This window comes from Sulfitobacter dubius, assembly GCF_027214245.1.
GTDB classification, from domain to species: Bacteria; Pseudomonadota; Alphaproteobacteria; order Rhodobacterales; family Rhodobacteraceae; genus Sulfitobacter; species Sulfitobacter dubius_A.
The window spans coordinates 298,712-316,535 of sequence record NZ_JAPWHM010000002.1; the positions used below are offsets into that span (position 1 = coordinate 298,712).

14 protein-coding genes are annotated in these 17,824 nt (G+C 61.2%); 13 read left to right on the plus strand and 1 reads right to left on the minus strand.

Going from position 1 to position 17,824, the window contains the following annotated elements; all coding sequences use genetic code 11:
* The first annotated feature begins 11 nt into the window (after positions 1 to 11).
* From O4H31_RS05300 to O4H31_RS05330, 7 genes are read left to right on the plus strand one after another with little or no spacing between them, the layout of a single operon-like run.
* A complete protein-coding gene (locus O4H31_RS05300; protein ID WP_269343534.1) occupies positions 12 to 1,955 on the plus strand; it encodes a cellulose biosynthesis cyclic di-GMP-binding regulatory protein BcsB in 1,944 nt (647 codons plus the stop codon).
* A gap of 6 nt (positions 1,956 to 1,961) precedes the next feature.
* Positions 1,962 to 3,854: a glycosyltransferase family 2 protein gene (locus tag O4H31_RS05305; RefSeq protein WP_132444961.1), complete on the plus strand. Its 1,893-nt coding sequence runs from the start codon at positions 1,962 to 1,964 to the stop codon at positions 3,852 to 3,854.
* The gene (locus tag O4H31_RS05310; protein WP_269343537.1) at positions 3,851 to 5,266 is read left to right on the plus strand and encodes a hypothetical protein; all 1,416 of its coding nucleotides are present in this window, start codon (positions 3,851 to 3,853) and stop codon (positions 5,264 to 5,266) included. The genes O4H31_RS05305 and O4H31_RS05310 overlap by 4 nt, the downstream gene beginning before the upstream one ends.
* A 4-nt stretch (positions 5,267 to 5,270) precedes the next feature.
* Positions 5,271 to 6,236 carry a response regulator gene (locus O4H31_RS05315; RefSeq protein ID WP_269343538.1) on the plus strand — a complete coding sequence of 322 codons (966 nt, stop codon included), beginning with the start codon at positions 5,271 to 5,273 and terminating at the stop codon, positions 6,234 to 6,236.
* Complete coding sequence (locus O4H31_RS05320; RefSeq protein ID WP_269343539.1) at positions 6,223 to 8,226, plus strand: ATP-binding protein; 2,004 nt, start codon at positions 6,223 to 6,225, stop codon at positions 8,224 to 8,226. Before O4H31_RS05315 ends, O4H31_RS05320 begins: the two co-directional genes overlap by 14 nt.
* On the plus strand, positions 8,223 to 8,582 hold the full coding sequence (locus tag O4H31_RS05325; protein WP_067630899.1) for a response regulator: 360 nt from the start codon (positions 8,223 to 8,225) through the stop codon (positions 8,580 to 8,582). Before O4H31_RS05320 ends, O4H31_RS05325 begins: the two co-directional genes overlap by 4 nt.
* A gap of 47 nt (positions 8,583 to 8,629) precedes the next feature.
* Positions 8,630 to 9,343 (plus strand): hypothetical protein, encoded by a 714-nt coding sequence (locus O4H31_RS05330; RefSeq protein ID WP_269343540.1) that lies wholly within the window; start codon positions 8,630 to 8,632, stop codon positions 9,341 to 9,343.
* 18 nt (positions 9,344 to 9,361) lie between these two features.
* On the opposite strand, the gene O4H31_RS05335 is transcribed toward O4H31_RS05330, so the two are convergent.
* On the minus strand, positions 9,362 to 10,267 hold the full coding sequence (locus O4H31_RS05335; RefSeq protein WP_269343542.1) for a LysR family transcriptional regulator: 906 nt from the start codon (positions 10,265 to 10,267) through the stop codon (positions 9,362 to 9,364).
* Between the two features lie 157 nt (positions 10,268 to 10,424).
* Between O4H31_RS05335 and O4H31_RS05340 the strand changes: the two genes are divergently transcribed.
* The 6 genes from O4H31_RS05340 to O4H31_RS05365 all read left to right on the plus strand — a co-directional run bounded on the left by O4H31_RS05340 (position 10,425) and on the right by O4H31_RS05365 (position 17,820).
* Complete coding sequence (locus O4H31_RS05340; RefSeq protein WP_269343544.1) at positions 10,425 to 11,411, plus strand: zinc-dependent alcohol dehydrogenase family protein; 987 nt, start codon at positions 10,425 to 10,427, stop codon at positions 11,409 to 11,411.
* 286 nt (positions 11,412 to 11,697) lie between these two features.
* Complete coding sequence (locus O4H31_RS05345; RefSeq protein ID WP_269343546.1) at positions 11,698 to 12,678, plus strand: TAXI family TRAP transporter solute-binding subunit; 981 nt, start codon at positions 11,698 to 11,700, stop codon at positions 12,676 to 12,678.
* 88 nt (positions 12,679 to 12,766) lie between these two features.
* Positions 12,767 to 15,007, plus strand: coding sequence for a TRAP transporter permease (locus O4H31_RS05350; protein ID WP_269343548.1), 2,241 nt, complete (start codon positions 12,767 to 12,769; stop codon positions 15,005 to 15,007).
* Positions 15,008 to 15,117: 110 nt separating this feature from the next.
* Positions 15,118 to 16,029, plus strand: coding sequence for an AEC family transporter (locus tag O4H31_RS05355; RefSeq protein ID WP_269343550.1), 912 nt, complete (start codon positions 15,118 to 15,120; stop codon positions 16,027 to 16,029).
* A 118-nt stretch (positions 16,030 to 16,147) separates the two neighbouring features.
* Positions 16,148 to 16,738, plus strand: a complete 591-nt coding sequence (locus O4H31_RS05360; RefSeq protein ID WP_269343552.1) for a TetR/AcrR family transcriptional regulator — start codon at positions 16,148 to 16,150, stop codon at positions 16,736 to 16,738.
* Between the two features lie 2 nt (positions 16,739 to 16,740).
* Positions 16,741 to 17,820 carry an efflux RND transporter periplasmic adaptor subunit gene (locus O4H31_RS05365; protein ID WP_269343554.1) on the plus strand — a complete coding sequence of 360 codons (1,080 nt, stop codon included), beginning with the start codon at positions 16,741 to 16,743 and terminating at the stop codon, positions 17,818 to 17,820.
* Positions 17,821 to 17,824: the final 4 nt, after the last annotated feature.

The following is a 17,824-nucleotide window of genomic DNA, read 5'->3' on the forward strand; positions in this document are numbered from 1 at the left end:
AAAGCCTTTCCATGAAGTATCCCGCAATTGGTTTGCTGGCGGCTTTGCTGCCGTTTCAAGTTCACGCTCAAACGACCACGGGTGAGGACGCGGCGCGCGCCCCCGCGAAGCAGGTCCAAGAGGGGCTGATTGTCCGGACCTTCGATCTGGCGGAGCTTGGGTTTCAAAACGGCATTTCTTTCCGCCAACTGTCTGGAAACGCGACGATCTACATCCCGCTGCCCGACGCGGATGCGCTGAACTCGGGAAGCTTGCAGCTAGAGCTTGAACACGCCTCCACCACCGAGGTAGACCGCTATTTGCAGGTCTCGGTCGCGGGCCGCCCCGTGACATCGCAGGCGCTGCCGAATGGGGCAGGGCGCCTGAGCCTGCCCGTGCCGCTCAGCCCCGAAGACGTATCTGGCGGGTTTATCGCCGTGGGCCTCTCCTATTCCGGCGCCCTCAGTGATCGGGTCTGCGTCGACGAGCGCGCCTCAGGGGATTTTCTTGAGATTACGGCGGCGTCTTCCGTGACGTTGCAATTGGACCCCTCGGAAATCGATACATCGGCTGCCTTCGCGGGGCTGCGTCCTGCGAATACGCGCCTTGCGATCAACGGAAACGATTCCCTCGCCGCTCTGGCTGCCGCGACCCGCGCCGCCGCGTTGTTTGACGCCGAAGCGGGGCGACTGACCTTTGCCGAGGAAACGGCGAGCCCGGCGGGCGCATGGTCCGAAGGTGTCATCCAACTAGACGTGACTGCCTCTGGCGTGGCGAGTGAGATGGCCGTGAACACCCAAGCGGGCCTGCCGGTCTTGACCCTGCGCGGCAGTGATCCGCAGGTGGGGCTGTGGCAGATGATGTCGGAATGGTCGGCCCTGTCGAACACGGATGCGACCGTGGTCGATGTGGCCGGGGCTCAGGCTCTGTTCGATGACCGCTTGCCGCTCTCTACCTTGCAGGCCGATCTCACCCCGCGTGCCGTGGTCTCGACCGAAGACTTTTTTGTTCCGTTCCAGTCCTCGGACCTTCCAGCGGGCAAGGGCGTGGCCGGTGTTAATCTGCATGTGGCCGCAGCGCTTGATCCCGAAGGGCGCGGAGCGACGGCCTCGGTCTTTCTGAATGACACGCTTTTGGGCAACCGCCCGCTTGGCAGTGGCAAGCCCGAGCAATTGACCTTTTCTGTGCCCAGCGGCCTGCTGGGGCGCGACAACCTGCTGCGCGTGTCGATCCAGCGTCAGCCCACGGGCGGCGAATGCCGGTTCAAGCCGCAGGGCTATCCGGCGCAGATCCTGCCCGGCAGCGCCTTGTTGCTTTCCGATGCCGCGCCGCAGGATCAGGATTTCTTTGCCCTGCGACAGGAGTTCGGCAATGGCGTTCAGGTCGTGCTTGACCCCGCACTTTCGCTGGATTTCGCGCAATCACTGCCGTGGCTTGCAGGCGTTGCGGGCAGTGTGATTCCGGACCGTGCCACCATCCTGCCCCGCGCCTCGGTTGAGGCGCTTGAAGGGGACGAGCCTTTCTTTGTGATCTCTGAGCAAAACCCCGGAGATGGCGACCCGCTGATCACTTTTGATCAGGGCCGCATTGAGGTGCGCGACCGTCAAGACAACTTGATCTATTCGGGCGAAGACCTGTCGCGCCTTGGCGTGGTGCAGATCGTCACCCGTGGCGATACCCGTGGTCTGTGGCTGCGTCCGGGCAACGGCCCGGCGCCGGAATTGACACCCGAACGTCCTATGATGCTGGACCGGGGCGATCTGGCCCTCATCGGGCAGGACGGGGTGATCCTTGCCACTGCCACTGATCGCAGCCCGCTGGTTGACGTCGACTACCCTGACCGCACCAGCCTTGCGCAGATGCTGGCCAAGTACCGCCCTTGGATCGTGGGGGCCATCTGGGTGCTGGTGACGCTGCTTGTGCTGATCGTCTTCCAGCGCGTCTACCGCGCGCGTCGCGGCAAAGACGAGACGTAAGTCACCGTGGCGTTGGATGCCGAAAGCGAAGCCATTGGTTCGCTGCTGCTTGACCGTGGCGCGCTGACGGCTGAACAGCTCGACGCGGCAGAGGATTTGGCCGAAGACTGGAACGTCTCTCTGGTCAAAGTCCTACTGTCGCGGCGCTGGCTGACCACGCAGACACTCTACCGGGAGATCGCCTTTTACCATGGGCTGACGCTGGTCGATCTGATCGAAGACCGCGCCGATGATGATCTGATCCGGCGGTATGATCCGGTGGTGATGAACCAGTTTATGACGGTGCCGATTGGCCGGGCAGAGGATGGCACCCTGACGGTGGCCACCTCGCGGCCCGGGCCGCGCACACTGCTGCACATCCGCGAGGTCTACGGCACCGGCGTGACCATCGTGGTGGCATCGCATTTCGATGTGTCATGGCAGCTACAACGCGCCTTCCGGGAGAAACATTCCCATGAAGCGGTCTTTGCTCTGGCAGAGCTTGACCCGGATATGTCGGCGCAGAATGTGGTGACCCCGCCGCAGATCTTGGTGATTTACCTCTTGGTCTCGGCCCTGTTGCTGGGGCTCGCGTTTTCGCCGGTGATCACGCTGATCGTGCTGAACGTCTTTCTGACCGTTTTCTACACCGGAAACTTCTTGTTCAAGGCGCTGCTTGTCTGGCTGGGCGGTGCCGCGCAGGAGACCTCATCGCGGGCCATCGCGGCTGAGGCATCGCTGCTGCGCGACGAAGACCTGCCGATCTATACCGTGCTGGTGCCGATGTTCCGCGAGCCCGAGGTGCTGCCAATCCTTGCCCAAGCGCTGCGTAACCTCGACTACCCGCTGGCCAAGCTTGACATCAAGATCGTGCTAGAAGAGGGCGACCACGAAACGATCGACGCGGCGCGCAAGCTGGACCTCGAAGGCGTGTTCGAGATCATTCGCGTCCCGGCCTCCCATCCGCAGACCAAGCCCAAGGCCTGTAACTTTGCGCTGCGCTATGCGCAGGGGGATTTCTTGGTGATCTTTGACGCCGAGGATAAGCCCGAACCGGATCAGTTGAAAAAGGTCATCGCCGCCTTCAACCAATCCGCGCCCAATACCGCCTGCATCCAGTGCCGGTTGAACTATTACAACGCGCGGGAAAACTGGCTGACGCGGATGTTCACGCTGGACTATTCACTGTGGTTCGACCTGATGCTGCCGGGGTTGGAGCGTTTGGGTGTGCCTATTCCGCTGGGCGGCACCTCGAACCACTTCCGCATGGACGTGCTGCGCGAGTTGAACGCATGGGATCCCTTCAACGTGACCGAGGACGCCGATCTGGGCATTCGTCTGACGCAAAAGGGCTACCGCGTGGGGGTCATCGATTCCACGACCTTTGAGGAGGCCAATGTTTCGATCCCGAACTGGGTGCGCCAACGCTCGCGCTGGATCAAAGGCTATATGCAGACCTTCCTTGTGCACAGCCGCAGACCGATTCACCTTTGGCAGTCAGTCGGCAGCGCAGGGGTCTTTGGCTTTATATTCTTCATCGGGGGCACGGTGCTGTCGGGCCTGTTGAACCCGGTGTTCTGGTCGATCTTTGCCATCTGGCTGATTTTCGGAACCGAGGTGATCACACCCTATTTCCCGCTGCCGGTGCTGTATCTTTCGCTGGTCAACCTTCTGGCGGGCAATGGGCTGCTGATCTACCTCACGATGGTCGCGCCCTTTAGGCGCAGATGGACCGATCTGGCCCCTTGGGGGATCACCGTAGTGGGGTATTGGGTGTTGATGACCGTAGCCTCTTATAAGGCGCTGTCGCAACTGATCTTCAACCCGTTCTATTGGGAAAAGACCCAGCACGGCCTGTCCAAACACACCGCCAATGAGGTCGCCGAAGCCAGCGCCGAAGCGACGGAGGCCACGCAATGATCCGCGCGGCCTCTTGGTCCTTTGGCTTTGTCGTGCTGGCGCTGGTGCTCTTGCTCAGCCTCGGCTGGACCGAGGCGCATGGCTTTCTGTCAATGGATGTGACCGACCTTTGGGCCAAGTCCATCGTGCAGATCGACGGGCCGGTGCAGTTCAAGGCCACGGATGCCTTCTACCCGCCCGTTCCCTATGCGCTGTCGCTGTTGGGGCAGGCGGTCTTGCCTGACACACAGGTGCCAGTGCCCTTCGTGCTCTCTGCGCTGGTGGGGGCAGGGCTGCTGGTCATGTGGTTCCTCAATCTGCGCGATACGGGTCAGTTTTCGGGTGTGACCGCGGCTCTGGTCGTGTTTCTGCTGGCGTTAAACCCCTTTTTCCTACGCGCCTTGGCCGATGGGCCTGAAACGATGTTCTGTATCTTGGGCACATGGTTGTTCGCGCGCGGCATCGTCAATCTGCGGCTGACCGGCAACGCGCCTGACATGATGAAAGTGGCCGTGGGGCTTTTGGTGGTGGCGCTTTCGGACAGCTACGGTCTGATGCTCTGCTTGGGCGCGATGCCCTTCATGATCGTGGCGGCGCGGCCCAGCATGATTGCGGCCTCTTCCACGGGGTATCTTGTGGCGATGTTCTATCCGGTGCTTGCCGCCGTGGGGTCGCTGATGTTTGTCAGCATGATATTCGACAGCCGCCTTGTCCCGCTTTTGTCGGAAACCGCGACGCCGCTGACCCTGCGCGAGCATTTGGTCATTCTGGCCGGGCTTGGCCCCGCGGCCTTTGTCGCGATCCTGCGCAACATCCTGATCCCGCGGTTGTTCATGCCGCTGTTGGCCGCCGTGGGCGCTGTGCTGGGCGGCTATACGCTGAACACATTCTTCCACGTCGAAGGCGACCCGGCCATGGCGCTGGCGCCCATGCTGGGCGTCTTGGTTGCCGCGATCCGCTTTTGGCCCAACCTGCCGCTGCGCGAACCCATTGCCATCACCCTGATGGCGCTGTCGCTGCTGACCTCTGCGCTTGTCATGCGCCATGTCGCCCATAACGAAACCCGCGTTTGGACCAATGCCATGCTTGGGAAAGAGAACGCAGCGTCGCGCCCCACGCAGGAAGTTGTTTCATTCTTGCGCGACAAGTCTGAAATTATGGTAGATGTTGAAAAAAATCCCCAGATCGTGGTTGGTTTGGGGAATATAGACCGGCTGGTGATCGCCGGAGAGCCTGCCTACGACTGGGCGCTTGAGGGGGGCGTGCCGCGGACAAACTATATTGTCGTCCCGCGGCAGGCCGAGGGGCAGATCACAGCAGACAGAATTCTGCGCAGGTTCCCGCAGCTGAGACTATCGCAGCTGCCGGGGTATGAGGAGGTTTTTCAAAACAGCCAATGGCTTGTTTTTGAAAGAATTAACGAGTGGAAATAAAGTCATGAGCCCACGAATTATCGCAGTTGACGACTCGGACATCGCGCAGGATTTCATCAATGCCACGCTTTCGGAGCTTGGGTTCGACGATGTCGTCAGCTTCATCGATCCTCGCGCGGCACTTGACGCGATCGAAAGCGATGAGGCCGCCGCAGACCTGATCCTGATGGACATAATGATGCCCGATATCGATGGTATCGAACTATGTGCCCGTATCCGTGCCCTAGACAGATGGAGCGATGTGCCGATCATTATGCTGACCAGCCGGACAGATATGGGATCCCTTTCCGAAGCCTTCATGGCGGGGGCCAATGACTATGTCACCAAACCCTTCAACCAGATCGAGCTTCAGGCCCGGATGCGCAGCTGCCTGCGCCTGAAATCAGAGTTGGACCGCCGCCGGTCGGGCGAAAACCGGGGCGCGCGCCGCCGCGCCGTGCAGAGCTTTTCAGAGGCCACGGTGCCCAGCCTTTTTGGCAGCAAGGGCGGCTTTCAGGGCAACCTCATGTCGTTGTCCCCCGCGATGCAAAAAGACCTTGGCCTGATCGTGTTTCGGATCGACGGTGACCGCGATCAATCAGATGCGGCGCGTGGCCAGCGGCAAGAGCTTCAGCGCCTCGTGGCTGGTCTTTTTGGCAAGGTCGATATCCCCGCGCGGGACGGTTTCGCCCATTGGGAGGATGACCTGTTCGTCTACGGCTCGCTTCATGCCGGTCACGCGCAGCTTGAAGCGAGGGCGCAGCAGTTTATCTCTGCCGTGGCAGAGGCGTCGGCCTCTGTGAAAGAAGGCTGGACATCCCGTCCTTTGAGCGTCAGTGCCTGTGTCGTACCGCCCTCCGACGCGGCTGTTGCCACGTCGCTTGCGCGGGGCATTCAGGGCGTCGAAAGTGCTGGAAAAACAGGCGGGACGGGCACGATCTGCCTTGCCGCCAACGATATAGGACATCTGCCAAGGAATGGTCAGCACTGAGCCCACCAACAAAATCGAAGCGGGGCCTTCCTCGCGCTCGCAAACCCTGTTTTGGGGACTGATCTCAACGGTCGTTCTGATCTATTTCGTTGGGCTCGCGTTTCTCACGTGGTCCGACTACAACCGCGCCACGACCCGTGCGGAAGTGGAGCTCGAGCATTTCGCAGAGCTTTATGAGCAGGCGGTCGATGCCTCTCTTTCGGTTGCGAATGTGCGGATGTGGGGTCTCATCGACGAGTTGTCGACCGCGCGTCTGAGCGACCCGGATCAATTCGAAGCGCAATATGGCGCGTTGATGAATTCTGCCGTGCAAGAGACCAAACAGGTCGATGCGCTGGTGCTGATCGGTGCGGATGGGGTCGTGCTTTGGGCCACGGTGAAACCTCTGATGGGGCAGTACCTTGGGGACCGGGCCTATTTTCAGGCAGCGATCGGGCTTGATGTTGATGAATACACCGTTGGGGTGCCTATCGTATCGCGCGCCACCGGGCGGCGGCTGACGCCGATTGCATGGCCCTTGATCGGCATCGACGGTCAACCGCGCGGGGTGCTGGCGTCGTCCTTGGGCGAAGACTATTACTCCCAACTGCTTGCGTTGGATGGGCTGCAACAGGACATGTACGTCGAGGTGGTGACCTCCAACGGAGAGCGCGCCTTTTCCTCGGGGCGGCCCCAGCGTGACCCCGACACGCCGGTGTTCCGTGCGCGCAAGGAGATCCCGGCGCTTGACCTTTATATCGACGTGACGCGCAGCAAAGCGGCGGTCATGCAAAGCTACTGGCAGCGCACGGTGGCGTTTGCGGGCCTTGCGACGATCCTGTTCTTGACGGTGATCAACGCCGCGATCCGCGCCAGACGGCAGTCGACCCAACTGGCGCAGGCCCTGCGCAATTCCGAACGCGACCGCGAGCGCATTCGTGTGGCGCAGAGCGAATTCGACGCGATTTTCGAGAATGTCGGCGACGGGCTGATCGTCTACAATGACAACAACAAGCTGCACCGCTCTAACCGCAAGGCGCGGCAACTGATGGGCGTCTCATCAGATATCGATGCCGTTCAAAAGCTGCGCGGCATGGTCCCTCCCTTTTCGCAGATGGACGAAGACGTGGCCGTTCACCGCGTTCAGATCCCCACGGGAGAGAACGAGAGTGTGGCGGTGCAATGCCGGGTGATGAAACTGCATCTGCATGGGGATTATATCGCCTACAACGTGCTTCAGGATATCTCTGCCGAAGAGCGTCTGGTGGCGGCGCGCACGGCCTTTGTCACCTCGGTCAATCACGAACTGCGCACCCCGCTCACGTCCCTTGCCGGGTCGCTTGAAATTCTGCACGACCGCTTTGGCGATACCATGCCCAAGAACGCGGGCAAGCTGTTGTCGATGGCCACCCGCAACGCCGACCGGCTTTTGGTGCTGGTCAATGACATCCTGACCCTTCAGGCCATCGACCAACGTCAACTCAGCATCCAAGCCGAGCGGGTCGCGGTGTCGGAAGTGCTGTCAGAGGCGATTGCCGCCAACACCGGCTATGGGGTGAACCGCGATGTGCAGCTCGACATTCACGCAGGGCCAAACGCGGCGCAGGAGGCCTATGTGCAGGTGGACACCGTGCGCATGCAGCAGATCTTTTCCAACCTGATCTCGAACGCGGTCAAATATACGCCGCGCGGCGGGACGGTAAAAATCGGCGCCGAGGTGGACGACCAATGGGTCACGTTCTATGTCTGCGATGCGGGGCCGGGCATCCCTAGATCCGCGCATGATCGTATGTTCAAAAGGTTCGCTGACCCTGTGCATTCTCGCGAAAACCAAGCGAATGGCACGGGGCTGGGTTTGGCCATCACGCGGGAGTTGGTGTTGCGACAAGATGGCGATATAAGCTTTGAGACGCGCTCTGAAGAAGACGGAGACGAAAACCCCGGCACCACATTCTACGTGCGGTTCGCCCGTGATACTGGTGCCACGCCCGAGCATGGGGGTGCGGCATGAGAGTGTTGTTTGTCGATGACGAGGATGACATCCGCGAGTTGATCGAGTTTGCGATCATGACCGAAGATGACATCGAACCGACATTCGCGGCCACCGGGCTGGACGCGATTGCCACGATGGAAACGCAGTCTTTCGACGTGATCATGCTGGATGTGATGATGCCGCCCCCCGATGGTATGGAGGTGCTGCGCTGTGCGCGGGCCAATGCGGATTTGGACGACACGAAGATCGTGATGTGCACCGCCAAAACCTCGCCGGAATCGGAAAAGAAGTTTCGCGCCCTTGGGGCCGACTACATTCTGCACAAACCGTTCAAACCGCTAAAGCTGGCGGATTTCATTCGGTCGATCGCCTAATACCTCATCGCGCAGCCCCTCGCTGCTTTGATTAAGCGGAACTTATCATGCCCAAATCAGCACAGATGCCCACAGAAACCACGCAGCGGATATGGTCCGGCCTCGTTTTCCTCTCGGCTTTTGCGGCATTGACCGTGCCGGCAAGCGAGGTGACATCGGCGGCTTGGCCGCGGGGCGAGGACAAAAGCTTTGTAACGCTGTCATATGAATCGACGGTAGATGGCCCCGACTTCGGCGATTACGGGGCGTTTTACTATGAATACGGTGTCACCGAGAAGCTGACCTTCGGTCTCGACATCGGCAAAAGCCAAGACGCCGGTCAGGTCAACGCCATCGCCTTTTTGCGCTATCCATTGGGGGCATCTGAGGGGGACAACGTTTTCGCCGCTGAACTTGGTCTTGGCTGGGCCGAGCGCGATGGCAGCGCGGTGGCGGCTTTGCGGCCCGGCCTGTCATGGGGCCGCCCGGTGTCGGGCGCATGGGGCAACGGCTGGCTGGGGGTGGAAAGCACCTATGCCCTTTACGAAGACGGCGAAGGTCTGGGCAAGATCGACAGTTCCTTTGGCATCAACCACGCCAATGGCAACCTGTCGATTTTCAAGCTGGAATTCGCGGCCCCCTCTGACGGCGATGAGACATTGGCCTTCGCCCCGTCGCATGTGGTCAAAGTGTCCGAGAACAGCTTTCTGGAGTTCGGCCTGTCCCATGAATTCACCGATAGCGTGACCAAGGTCAAAGTCGGGGTTTGGCACAGCTTCTAGGGCGCGCGGCGAGCCCTCTCAATCGCGCCAATCGGGGCGGTTGCCGAGGTGGGCGATCAGAAAGTCGATGAAGAACCGCGTCTTGGGGGTCAGCACGTTCGAGCGCGGGTAGACCAGCCAAAGCACCGAGCGGTCATTCATCCGCCAGCCCGGAAGCAGCCGCAGCAGCTGGCCCGAGGCAAGTTCATCCGCCACGCTCCACAGCGAATTGACCGAGATGCCAGCCCCCGCGCGTGTCGCTTCCCGCTGGGCATCGCCGTCGTCCATGATGACGCGGCAGGTCATCTCGCTCGGGTCTATCGTGGCGGCCTCGCCCTCCGGCCCGGTCAGCGCGCGCGGTTCAAGATCGCCCCACGCGATAAAGTGATGACCCCGCAGGTCGGCAGGGGTGTCGGGCATCCCATAGGTCTCCACATAGGACGGCGCGGCGCAGAGAACGCGGGTGTCATCGGCCAGCTTGCGCCCCCGCAGGCTGCTGTCGGTCAAAGGCGCGCTGCGTAGGGCGAGGTCGAAACTGCCTTCGATCGCGTCAAACCGGGTGTCGGAGAGGCGCAGATCGAGGGTCAACTCAGGGTAGGTTTCGTGAAACTTTGGCAGCAGCGGCATGATATGGCGTTGGGCAAAGCTGCTGGGGGCGGCGAAGCGCAAAATGCCCTTCGGCCCCGCCTTGGTCCCGCCCAGAATGGCCCGCGCGGCATCGGCCTGCGCCAGTATCTCCCGCGCATAGGGCAGAAAGTCGGACCCATCCAGCGACAGCGACACCTTTCGCGTGGTGCGCCGCAAAAGCTCAACCCCGAGTTCCTGTTCAAGCTTGGCCAAACGCGCGCTGGCCACGGCAGGGGCCATCCCCAAGGCGCGCCCGGCGGCCGAGATGTTAAGTCGTTCGGCAGCCATGACGAAAAGGCGCAGGTTGTCGATGTCCATGCGGCTGTCCTTGCTGCGGGCTATCCGCAGGGCCAGCGTACAGGCGGCTGATATTGTATTCAATATCAAGAAACTGAACTTAGCTCTCGCCGGATTATCTAGCGTATCCCGCTGGTTTATATCTGCCTCAACGCAACATTCAACGAAAGATAGACCGATGAAATCCATGACCCTTACCAGCTATGGCGCTGATGCTCCCTTTGTCGAAGCCGAACTGCCGCGCCCCTTGGCCACCCCCGGTCATGTGGTGCTGCGCGTCAAAGCGACGAGCGTGAACACCATCGACACCATGATCAAGGGCGCGGGCAAAGATCTGCCCCTGTCGCCCGATCTGCCTGCCGTTCTGGGCATGGATTTCGCCGGGGTGATCGAAGAACTGGGCGAAGGTGTCACCGGTTTCGCCGTGGGTGATGAAGTCTATGGCTGCGCCGGTGGTTTGGCTGATCTGCAAGGGGCCTTGGCCGAATTCATGCGCGCCGACGCGCGGCTGATCGCCCATAAACCCAAATCGCTGTCGATGCGCGAGGCGGCTGCCCTGCCGCTGGTGGGCATCACCGCTTGGGAAGGGCTTCACCGGGCGGACGTCGGGGCCGGGCAGAAGGTGCTGGTCCAAGGCGGCGCAGGCGGCGTGGGTCATCTGGCGATCCAACTGGCCCGGCATCTGGGGGCCGAGGTTTCCGCGACCGGTACCGGGGATGACCAGCTTGCGGTGATCGAAGGCTATGGCGCGCGGGCGATCGACTTTAAGACCCAGAAAATCGAAGATTACGTGGCCGCGCAAACCTCTGGCCGCGGGTTCGATGCAGTGTTCGACACCGTCGGTGGGGACAATCTGACCAACTCTTTCGCTGCCACTGCGCTGAACGGCCATGTGGTGACAACCGTGGCCCTGTCGGAAATCGACCTGACCCCGGCGCACTTCAGCGGCTTGTCCCTGCACGTGGTCTTCATGCTCTTGCCGATGCTGCACGACGTGAACCGCGCGGTACATGGAGAGATCCTTGGCAACCTCGCCACGTTGGTGGATGAGGGCGCGGTGAAACCCTTGCTAGACGAAAAGTCCTTTGATCTGACCCAAGTTGGCGAGGCCTATGCGCGGCTGCAAAGCGGGCAGGCCCTCGGCAAGGTGGTGATTGAGGTCTGATCCGGCCCGACATCCTCCCGCCCCGCCGCGTATCTTCTGCGGCGGGGTAGGGACTGTTTGCTGCCCTAACTTCCCTCTGAAGAGGGAGGGTGGGCGGCGAGCGCTTAGGAAATCGTCCTTGACCCCACGGTAGCCTGCCTCTTTCTTCCTCATCTCGCGATTGGCGGTAAATTCGGTCTTGCCTCTGCATATCAGAGTACAGTTAATTGGCCGGACAAGCTGAATACAGCAGCGGCGCGCGGCACTCTGTGCCGACGCCCGTCAAGAGCAACCAAGGGAGAGAGACATGAAATTCACCGCAATCCTCGCTGCAACCACCATTCTGGCAGGCGCTGCCGCCGCACAGGAGGTTGATAAATCTGACTGGCCCAGCAGCTTTACCGTCGGCACAGCCAGCCAAGGTGGCACCTACTTTGCCTATGGCTCCGGCTGGGCGAACTTGGTGGCCAAAGAACTGGGCCTGACCGGCGGCGGCGAAGTCACCGGCGGCCCGATGCAGAACATGGCGCTGGTCCACACCGGCGAGGCGGCCTTCGGCATGACCACGATGGGCCCGGCGGCGGAATCGCTGGCAGGCACCAACCCTATCGCACCTGGTCTGGAAATGACCCAAGCCTGCGCGATGTTCCCGATGTACCAGACTCCCTTCTCGGTGACCGCTCTGGCGTCCTCGGGCATCGAAACCGTGGCTGACATTCCGGCGGGCGCCAAGATCGGCTTTGGTCCGGCGGGCTCCACCTCTGACACTTATTTTCCGCGCATGATGGACACGCTGGGCGTAGAATATGAGCGCCGCAACGGTGGTTGGACCGATCTGGGTGGTCAGTTGCAGGATGGTCTGCTGGACGTGATCGCTTTTGCCGCCGGTGTACCTGTGCCAGCGGTCAGCCAGCTCGAAGTGCAGACGGATGTGAACATCATCGAGTTCACCGAGGAAGAGCAGGCCAAACTGCTCGAAGAATTCCCGGTATCCGAGTTCGCGATCAAAGCCAGCACCTACACCACGCTGGAAGCGGACGCGCGTTCGGTCTCCATGTGGAACTTCGCGATTGCAAACTGCGATCTGCCGGAATCCTTCGTGAAAGCGGCGGTGGACGTGGTCATGTCCGACAACGAGCGTATGACGGGCATCCACAAAGCGGCGGCTTCGACCCTGCCTGAGAACTGGGACAAGAACAAAGTCCTGAAATGGCACCCCGGTGCGGCGGCATGGTTCAAAGAGAACGCAGACGCCGATATTTCTGACGATATGATCTACGGCAACTAAGCTAACGCCTAGACAAACTTGCATGCCGTCCCTAATCGGGGCGGCATCTTGCCATCATCCCGCATGATCGTCGGGAAAGGGAGCTTCCATGACAGACCAGCATAGCGCCGACCCTCAAGGCCCGATTGTCGCTGAAGGGGTTGATGACGAACCCGTAGAGAGCAACCGTCGCATATTCACCGGCCGCACCTATCTGGTCGTCGCGGCCATGTCGGCCATCTATGCGTTCTTTCACATGGCCGCGTTGAACGGCATGTCGATTGGTGAGCTTACCGGCATCCGCATCCCGCTTTTGCCGACCTTCCCGATGGAGACATGGAACTTCCGCATCGTGCACATCGCGGGCGCGCTGATCCTTGGTTTCACGCTCTATTCCGCCCGCGGATTTGTCGACGAAGGCGCCGGGCAGGGCCGTCATCCGTTGGATTTTGTGGCATGGGCTGCGATGATCCCTGCGCTTTATGCCATCTGGACAGCCTGGGGCATCGCCAGTCAGATCAACTCCGGGGTGCAGTGGAATGGCATGAGCCCCGAGTTCAAGAACCTCGAAATTTACCACTATGGTCTGCCGCTGGTGGCGGCGACGGCCATAGGTATCGTTGTCGGCTGGCTTCGGGGCCGTAAGCGGGGGCAGGTTTCGCCCGCGGATCTGTTGCTGTCGGTCTGTGGCATCGCCGTGGCGATCTATCTGATCACCATGTACAGCACCTTGATGCGCAACTCGACGGGCACGCCCTTTGCGCCCATCGGCATTTCCATCGCCGCTGTCGCAGGCACCGCGTTGATCATGGAGTTGACGCGCCGGGTTGCGGGGCTTGCGCTGATCGTGATCTCGGGCATCTTCCTGATCTACGTCTTTGTGGGGGATATGCTGCCGGGCTTCCTGAATGCGCCCAACATCCAGTGGACGCGGTTCTTTAGCCAAGTCTACACCGATGCGGGCATCTTGGGGCCGACCACGGCGGTCTCTTCGACCTATATCATCCTGTTCATCATCTTCGCGGCCTTCCTTCAGGCCTCGAAAGTGGGCGACTATTTCGTCAACTTCGCCTTTGCCGCCGCTGGCCGTTCGCGCGGCGGTCCGGCCAAGGTTGCGATCTTTGCCTCGGGCCTTATGGGCATGATCAACGGCACCTCGGCGGGCAATGTGGTGGCGACAGGCTCGCTGACCATTCCGCTGATGAAGAAAGTCGGCTACCCGGCCCGCACCGCAGGCGCGGTCGAAGCCGCCGCCTCGACCGGTGGGCAGATCATGCCGCCGATCATGGGCGCAGGTGCCTTTATCATGGCCGAGATCACGGGCATTCCCTACACCGACATCGCCGTGGCGGCGATCATCCCGGCGGTGCTCTACTTCGTCTCGATCTACTTCATGGTGGATTTCGAAGCGGCCAAGCTGGGCATGCGCGGGATGCGTTCCGAGGAACTGCCCAAGCTCAAGGACATGCTGCGCCGGGTGTTCCTGTTCATCCCGATCATCATCCTGATTTATGCGCTGTTCATGGGCTATTCGATCATCCGTGCGGGCACGTTGGCGACGGCGGCGGCGGCGGTTGTGTCGTGGTTCACGCCCTTCCGCATGGGGCTGCGCAGCATTGTCAAAGCCTTTGACCTTGCCGGGATCATGTCGATCCAGATCATCGCGGTCTGTGCCTGTGCCGGTATCATCGTTGGCGTCATCAGCCTGACCGGCGTCGGCGCGCGTTTTTCTTCGGTGCTGCTGGGTCTGGCCGAAGCGAGCCAATTCCTCGCCCTGTTCTTTGCCATGTGTATCGCCATTCTGCTGGGCATGGGCATGCCCACCACGGCGGCCTATGCGGTGGCGGCTTCGGTCGTGGCGCCGGGGCTGGTGCAACTGGGCATTCCGCTGCTGACGGCGCATTTCTTTGTCTTCTACTTCGCCGTGGTCTCGGCCATCACGCCCCCCGTGGCGCTGGCCAGTTATGCGGCGGCGGGGATTTCGGGCGCCAACCCGATGGAGACTTCGGTCGCCTCCTTCAAGATCGGCATCTCGGCCTTCATCGTGCCCTTCATGTTCTTCTACAACGGCGCAATCCTGATGGACGGCACGTGGTTCGAGGTGATCCGCGCCGGTGTCACGGCGATCTTTGGGGTCTATCTGTTGTCTTCGGGCATGCAGGGCTGGTTCGCGGGCAGCTTGGCCGCGTGGTTCATCCGGTTGGGTCTGGTCCTTGCGGCGCTGTGCATGATCGCGGGCGGTTTGGTGACTGACCTGATCGGCATCGCGATTGCGGCGTTGATCTTTGCCATCCAGTGGAAGTTCCGCCCGGCGCCTGACGCCCAAATCGCCGTGCGCGGCAGCGATTAACCCAAGCCCCGGCCCTTCGGGGCCGGGGTGCCTCCAATTGAGGCAGCGGCCCCTGTTGCATCCGGGCCAAGCGCCGCCTAGGGTCCGCGCGATCCTTCCGGGCGGTTAATATGTTCACTATCTTTCTGGCCATCGCGCCGGTCTTTGCGCTGATCCTCATGGGCTATGGTCTGCGCCGGGGCGGCATCCCCTCAACCAAATTTTGGAACCTGAATGACCGGCTGGTCTATTGGGTGCTGATGCCCGCGCTGTTCTTTGCCAAGATCTCGGCGGCAGACCTCAGCGGCGGTTTGGGCGACTATGCGCTGCTGCTCTACGCCGGTTTCTTCGCGGCGATCCTTTGTGGGTGGCTGTTCGGGCGGGCCTATGCCGCGCCGCAGGGCAGTTCGCTGATGCAGGGCAGCGCGCGGTTCAACACCTTCATTGGCCTTGCGATTGCCGAGGCCGTATTTGGCACGGCGGGGCTACAGATCGCCGTTCTAGGCTCGGCGCTCCTGGTGCCGGTGGTGAATGTGACGGTGGTCACACTGATGACCCGTCAGTTGGGCGGAGGCGGTAAATCTATCCTCAAAGGGTTGGTCAAGAACCCGCTGATCCTTGGCATCCTTGCGGGAGTGCTTTTCAACTTTGCGGGCCTGCACGAAGTGCCCGTCTTGCATGAAAGCGCGCGGATTTTGGGCGATGCGGCTCTGCCGATCATGCTGCTTTGTGTGGGGGCCAATCTGCGGCTGCGCGGGCTTTCTGGGTCTGTCTCCGTCATCGGGCTGTCGATTGTGGGCAAACATCTGGTGAACCCGCTGGCCGTGCTGCTGGCGGCGCTGGTGTTGAACCCCGCGCCGCTGACGCTGCAAATTGCCCTGATCTTTGCGGCTCTGCCAACCGGGGTGGCCAGCTATACGCTGGCGCGTGAAATGCGCGGCGATGCGCCACTGATGGCGGCCATCATCACCACGCAGACATTGCTGAGCTTTTTCACGCTGCCGCTCACACTCTATCTGGGAAGCCTGATTTCTGCGCACTAGGCCCGGACCATGCGTGAAACGCGAATGTGATCTGCGCCAGCCGCATGGCCAAGTATTTACAGGTTGACATATTCGGTCCAACTGTCCAATTGCCCTTGACGACAGCCAAGGAGCCCGCATGACCGAACTTGAAAAGACCGTGCTTGACGCTGCGCTGCATGTCTTTTCCCGCTATGGGGTCAAGCGCACCAGCATGGGCGATCTCTGCGAAGAGGCCGGTGTCTCGCGCCAGACCCTCTACAATCGGTTTCGCAACAAGGACGACATCCTGCGCGGGCTAATTGGGCGTTACACCGAATTGGCGCTGGAAGAGATTGCCGAAGAAATGCCCAATACCCCCGATCTGGCGGCGCAGCTCGATTTGATCTTTGATCGGATGGTGGTGCGCGGCTATGACACGATGCAGGCGATGCCCAATGCGCAGGACTTCATCGCCGGGGCCAATGCCGTCAGCCAAGAGGCGCTGCAATGTTCCGCAGGGCGTTTCCGTGGCGTTATCGCCGAGGTGTTGCAGCCCCATGAAGCGGCGCTCACCCGGAATGGCCTGACCGTCGAGGCGCTGGCCGATTTTATCCAGCGTTCCGCCAAAGCCGCCGGCATGCATGCGCTGGACCGTGACCATTTTCTCGCGCAGCTGCGCACCCTCAAACAACTTAGTCTGACCGCCGCCCTTGGGCCCGTGCCGGATGCTATTCATAAGGAAGACTGACCATGGCCAAGTGGCTTGTTAAGACGATGCGCGGTTCGGGCGCAGGGCGGCTATTGGGATTTGCGCTGGCCTTGGCCGGCGGTGTGGCCGCGCCGATGGCCAAGGCTGCCGAAATTCCGGTGGTCAAGCTGCAGACGGTCAAAGTCAGCGATGCCGAGATGGAGCGCGTGTTCTTCGGTAAGGTGGTTGCACGTGAAACCGTGGACCTTGCCTTTCAGGTCGGCGGCCAGATTGAGCAATTTTCGGTCGAAGAGGGGGCCACGGTCAGCAAGGATTCAATCGTCGCTCGGATGGATCTAGAGCCGTTTGAACTGGCGTTAGAGCAAGCGCAGGCCAATGACGCGCAGGCCCGCCGGACCATGGAGCGCTATCAGAAATTGGCGGGGTCTTCGGTGGCCGAGGTCAATCTGCAAGACGCCGAAACCGCCGTGACGGTGAACGATATCGCCGTGCGCAACGCCGAGCGTGATCTTGAGAATGCCACCCTGCACGCGCCTTTCGATGCGATCGTGGCCTCGCGCTTGGTGCCCAACTACTCTACCGTCAGCGCGGGCACGCCGGTGGTACGTCTGCATGACATGTCTGAGCTTCGCGTCGAAATTGACGTGCCCGAGACCCTGTTCCTCCGCGCGGGGCGCGATCCGAACGTACGGTTCTTGGCCAAATTTCCGGCGAACGCCAATAGCTACCCGATGCAGATCCGCGAATACAACGCCGAGACGGCGGATGTGGGCCAGACCTACAGTATCACCCTTGGCGCGGACCTGCCCGAGGATTTCTTGCCGCTGCCCGGCGCTTCGGTTGAGGTGCGCGCGACGCTGAACATCGGCGGGTCGAGCATCATCGTGCCCGATTCCGCCATCGTGGTGGGCAATGACCGGGGCACCTATGTGATGGTCTTTGACCCCACCGGCGCACGCGAGGGCACGGTCGCCCGCACGGCGGTTGAGATCACCCCCACCGCGCGCGGCGATGTCAAAGTCGAGACGGGCCTTTCGGATGGGCAGGAGATCGTGGTGAGCGGCGCAAGCCAGCTTGAAGACGGTGCCGCCGTGCGCCGCTTTGTCGGCTTCGGAGACTGAGCGT

Coding starts and splice junctions, on each gene's coding strand:
- O4H31_RS05300 (WP_269343534.1), top strand. CDS start 12: ATGAAGTATCCCGCAATTGGTTTGCTGGCGGCTTTGCTGCCGTTTCAA.
- O4H31_RS05310 (WP_269343537.1), top strand. CDS start 3,851: ATGATCCGCGCGGCCTCTTGGTCCTTTGGCTTTGTCGTGCTGGCGCTG.
- O4H31_RS05315 (WP_269343538.1), top strand. CDS start 5,271: ATGAGCCCACGAATTATCGCAGTTGACGACTCGGACATCGCGCAGGAT.
- O4H31_RS05320 (WP_269343539.1), top strand. CDS start 6,223: ATGGTCAGCACTGAGCCCACCAACAAAATCGAAGCGGGGCCTTCCTCG.
- O4H31_RS05325 (WP_067630899.1), top strand. CDS start 8,223: ATGAGAGTGTTGTTTGTCGATGACGAGGATGACATCCGCGAGTTGATC.
- O4H31_RS05330 (WP_269343540.1), top strand. CDS start 8,630: ATGCCCAAATCAGCACAGATGCCCACAGAAACCACGCAGCGGATATGG.
- O4H31_RS05335 (WP_269343542.1), bottom strand. CDS start 10,267: ATGGACATCGACAACCTGCGCCTTTTCGTCATGGCTGCCGAACGACTT.
- O4H31_RS05340 (WP_269343544.1), top strand. CDS start 10,425: ATGAAATCCATGACCCTTACCAGCTATGGCGCTGATGCTCCCTTTGTC.
- O4H31_RS05345 (WP_269343546.1), top strand. CDS start 11,698: ATGAAATTCACCGCAATCCTCGCTGCAACCACCATTCTGGCAGGCGCT.
- O4H31_RS05350 (WP_269343548.1), top strand. CDS start 12,767: ATGACAGACCAGCATAGCGCCGACCCTCAAGGCCCGATTGTCGCTGAA.
- O4H31_RS05355 (WP_269343550.1), top strand. CDS start 15,118: ATGTTCACTATCTTTCTGGCCATCGCGCCGGTCTTTGCGCTGATCCTC.
- O4H31_RS05360 (WP_269343552.1), top strand. CDS start 16,148: ATGACCGAACTTGAAAAGACCGTGCTTGACGCTGCGCTGCATGTCTTT.
- O4H31_RS05365 (WP_269343554.1), top strand. CDS start 16,741: ATGGCCAAGTGGCTTGTTAAGACGATGCGCGGTTCGGGCGCAGGGCGG.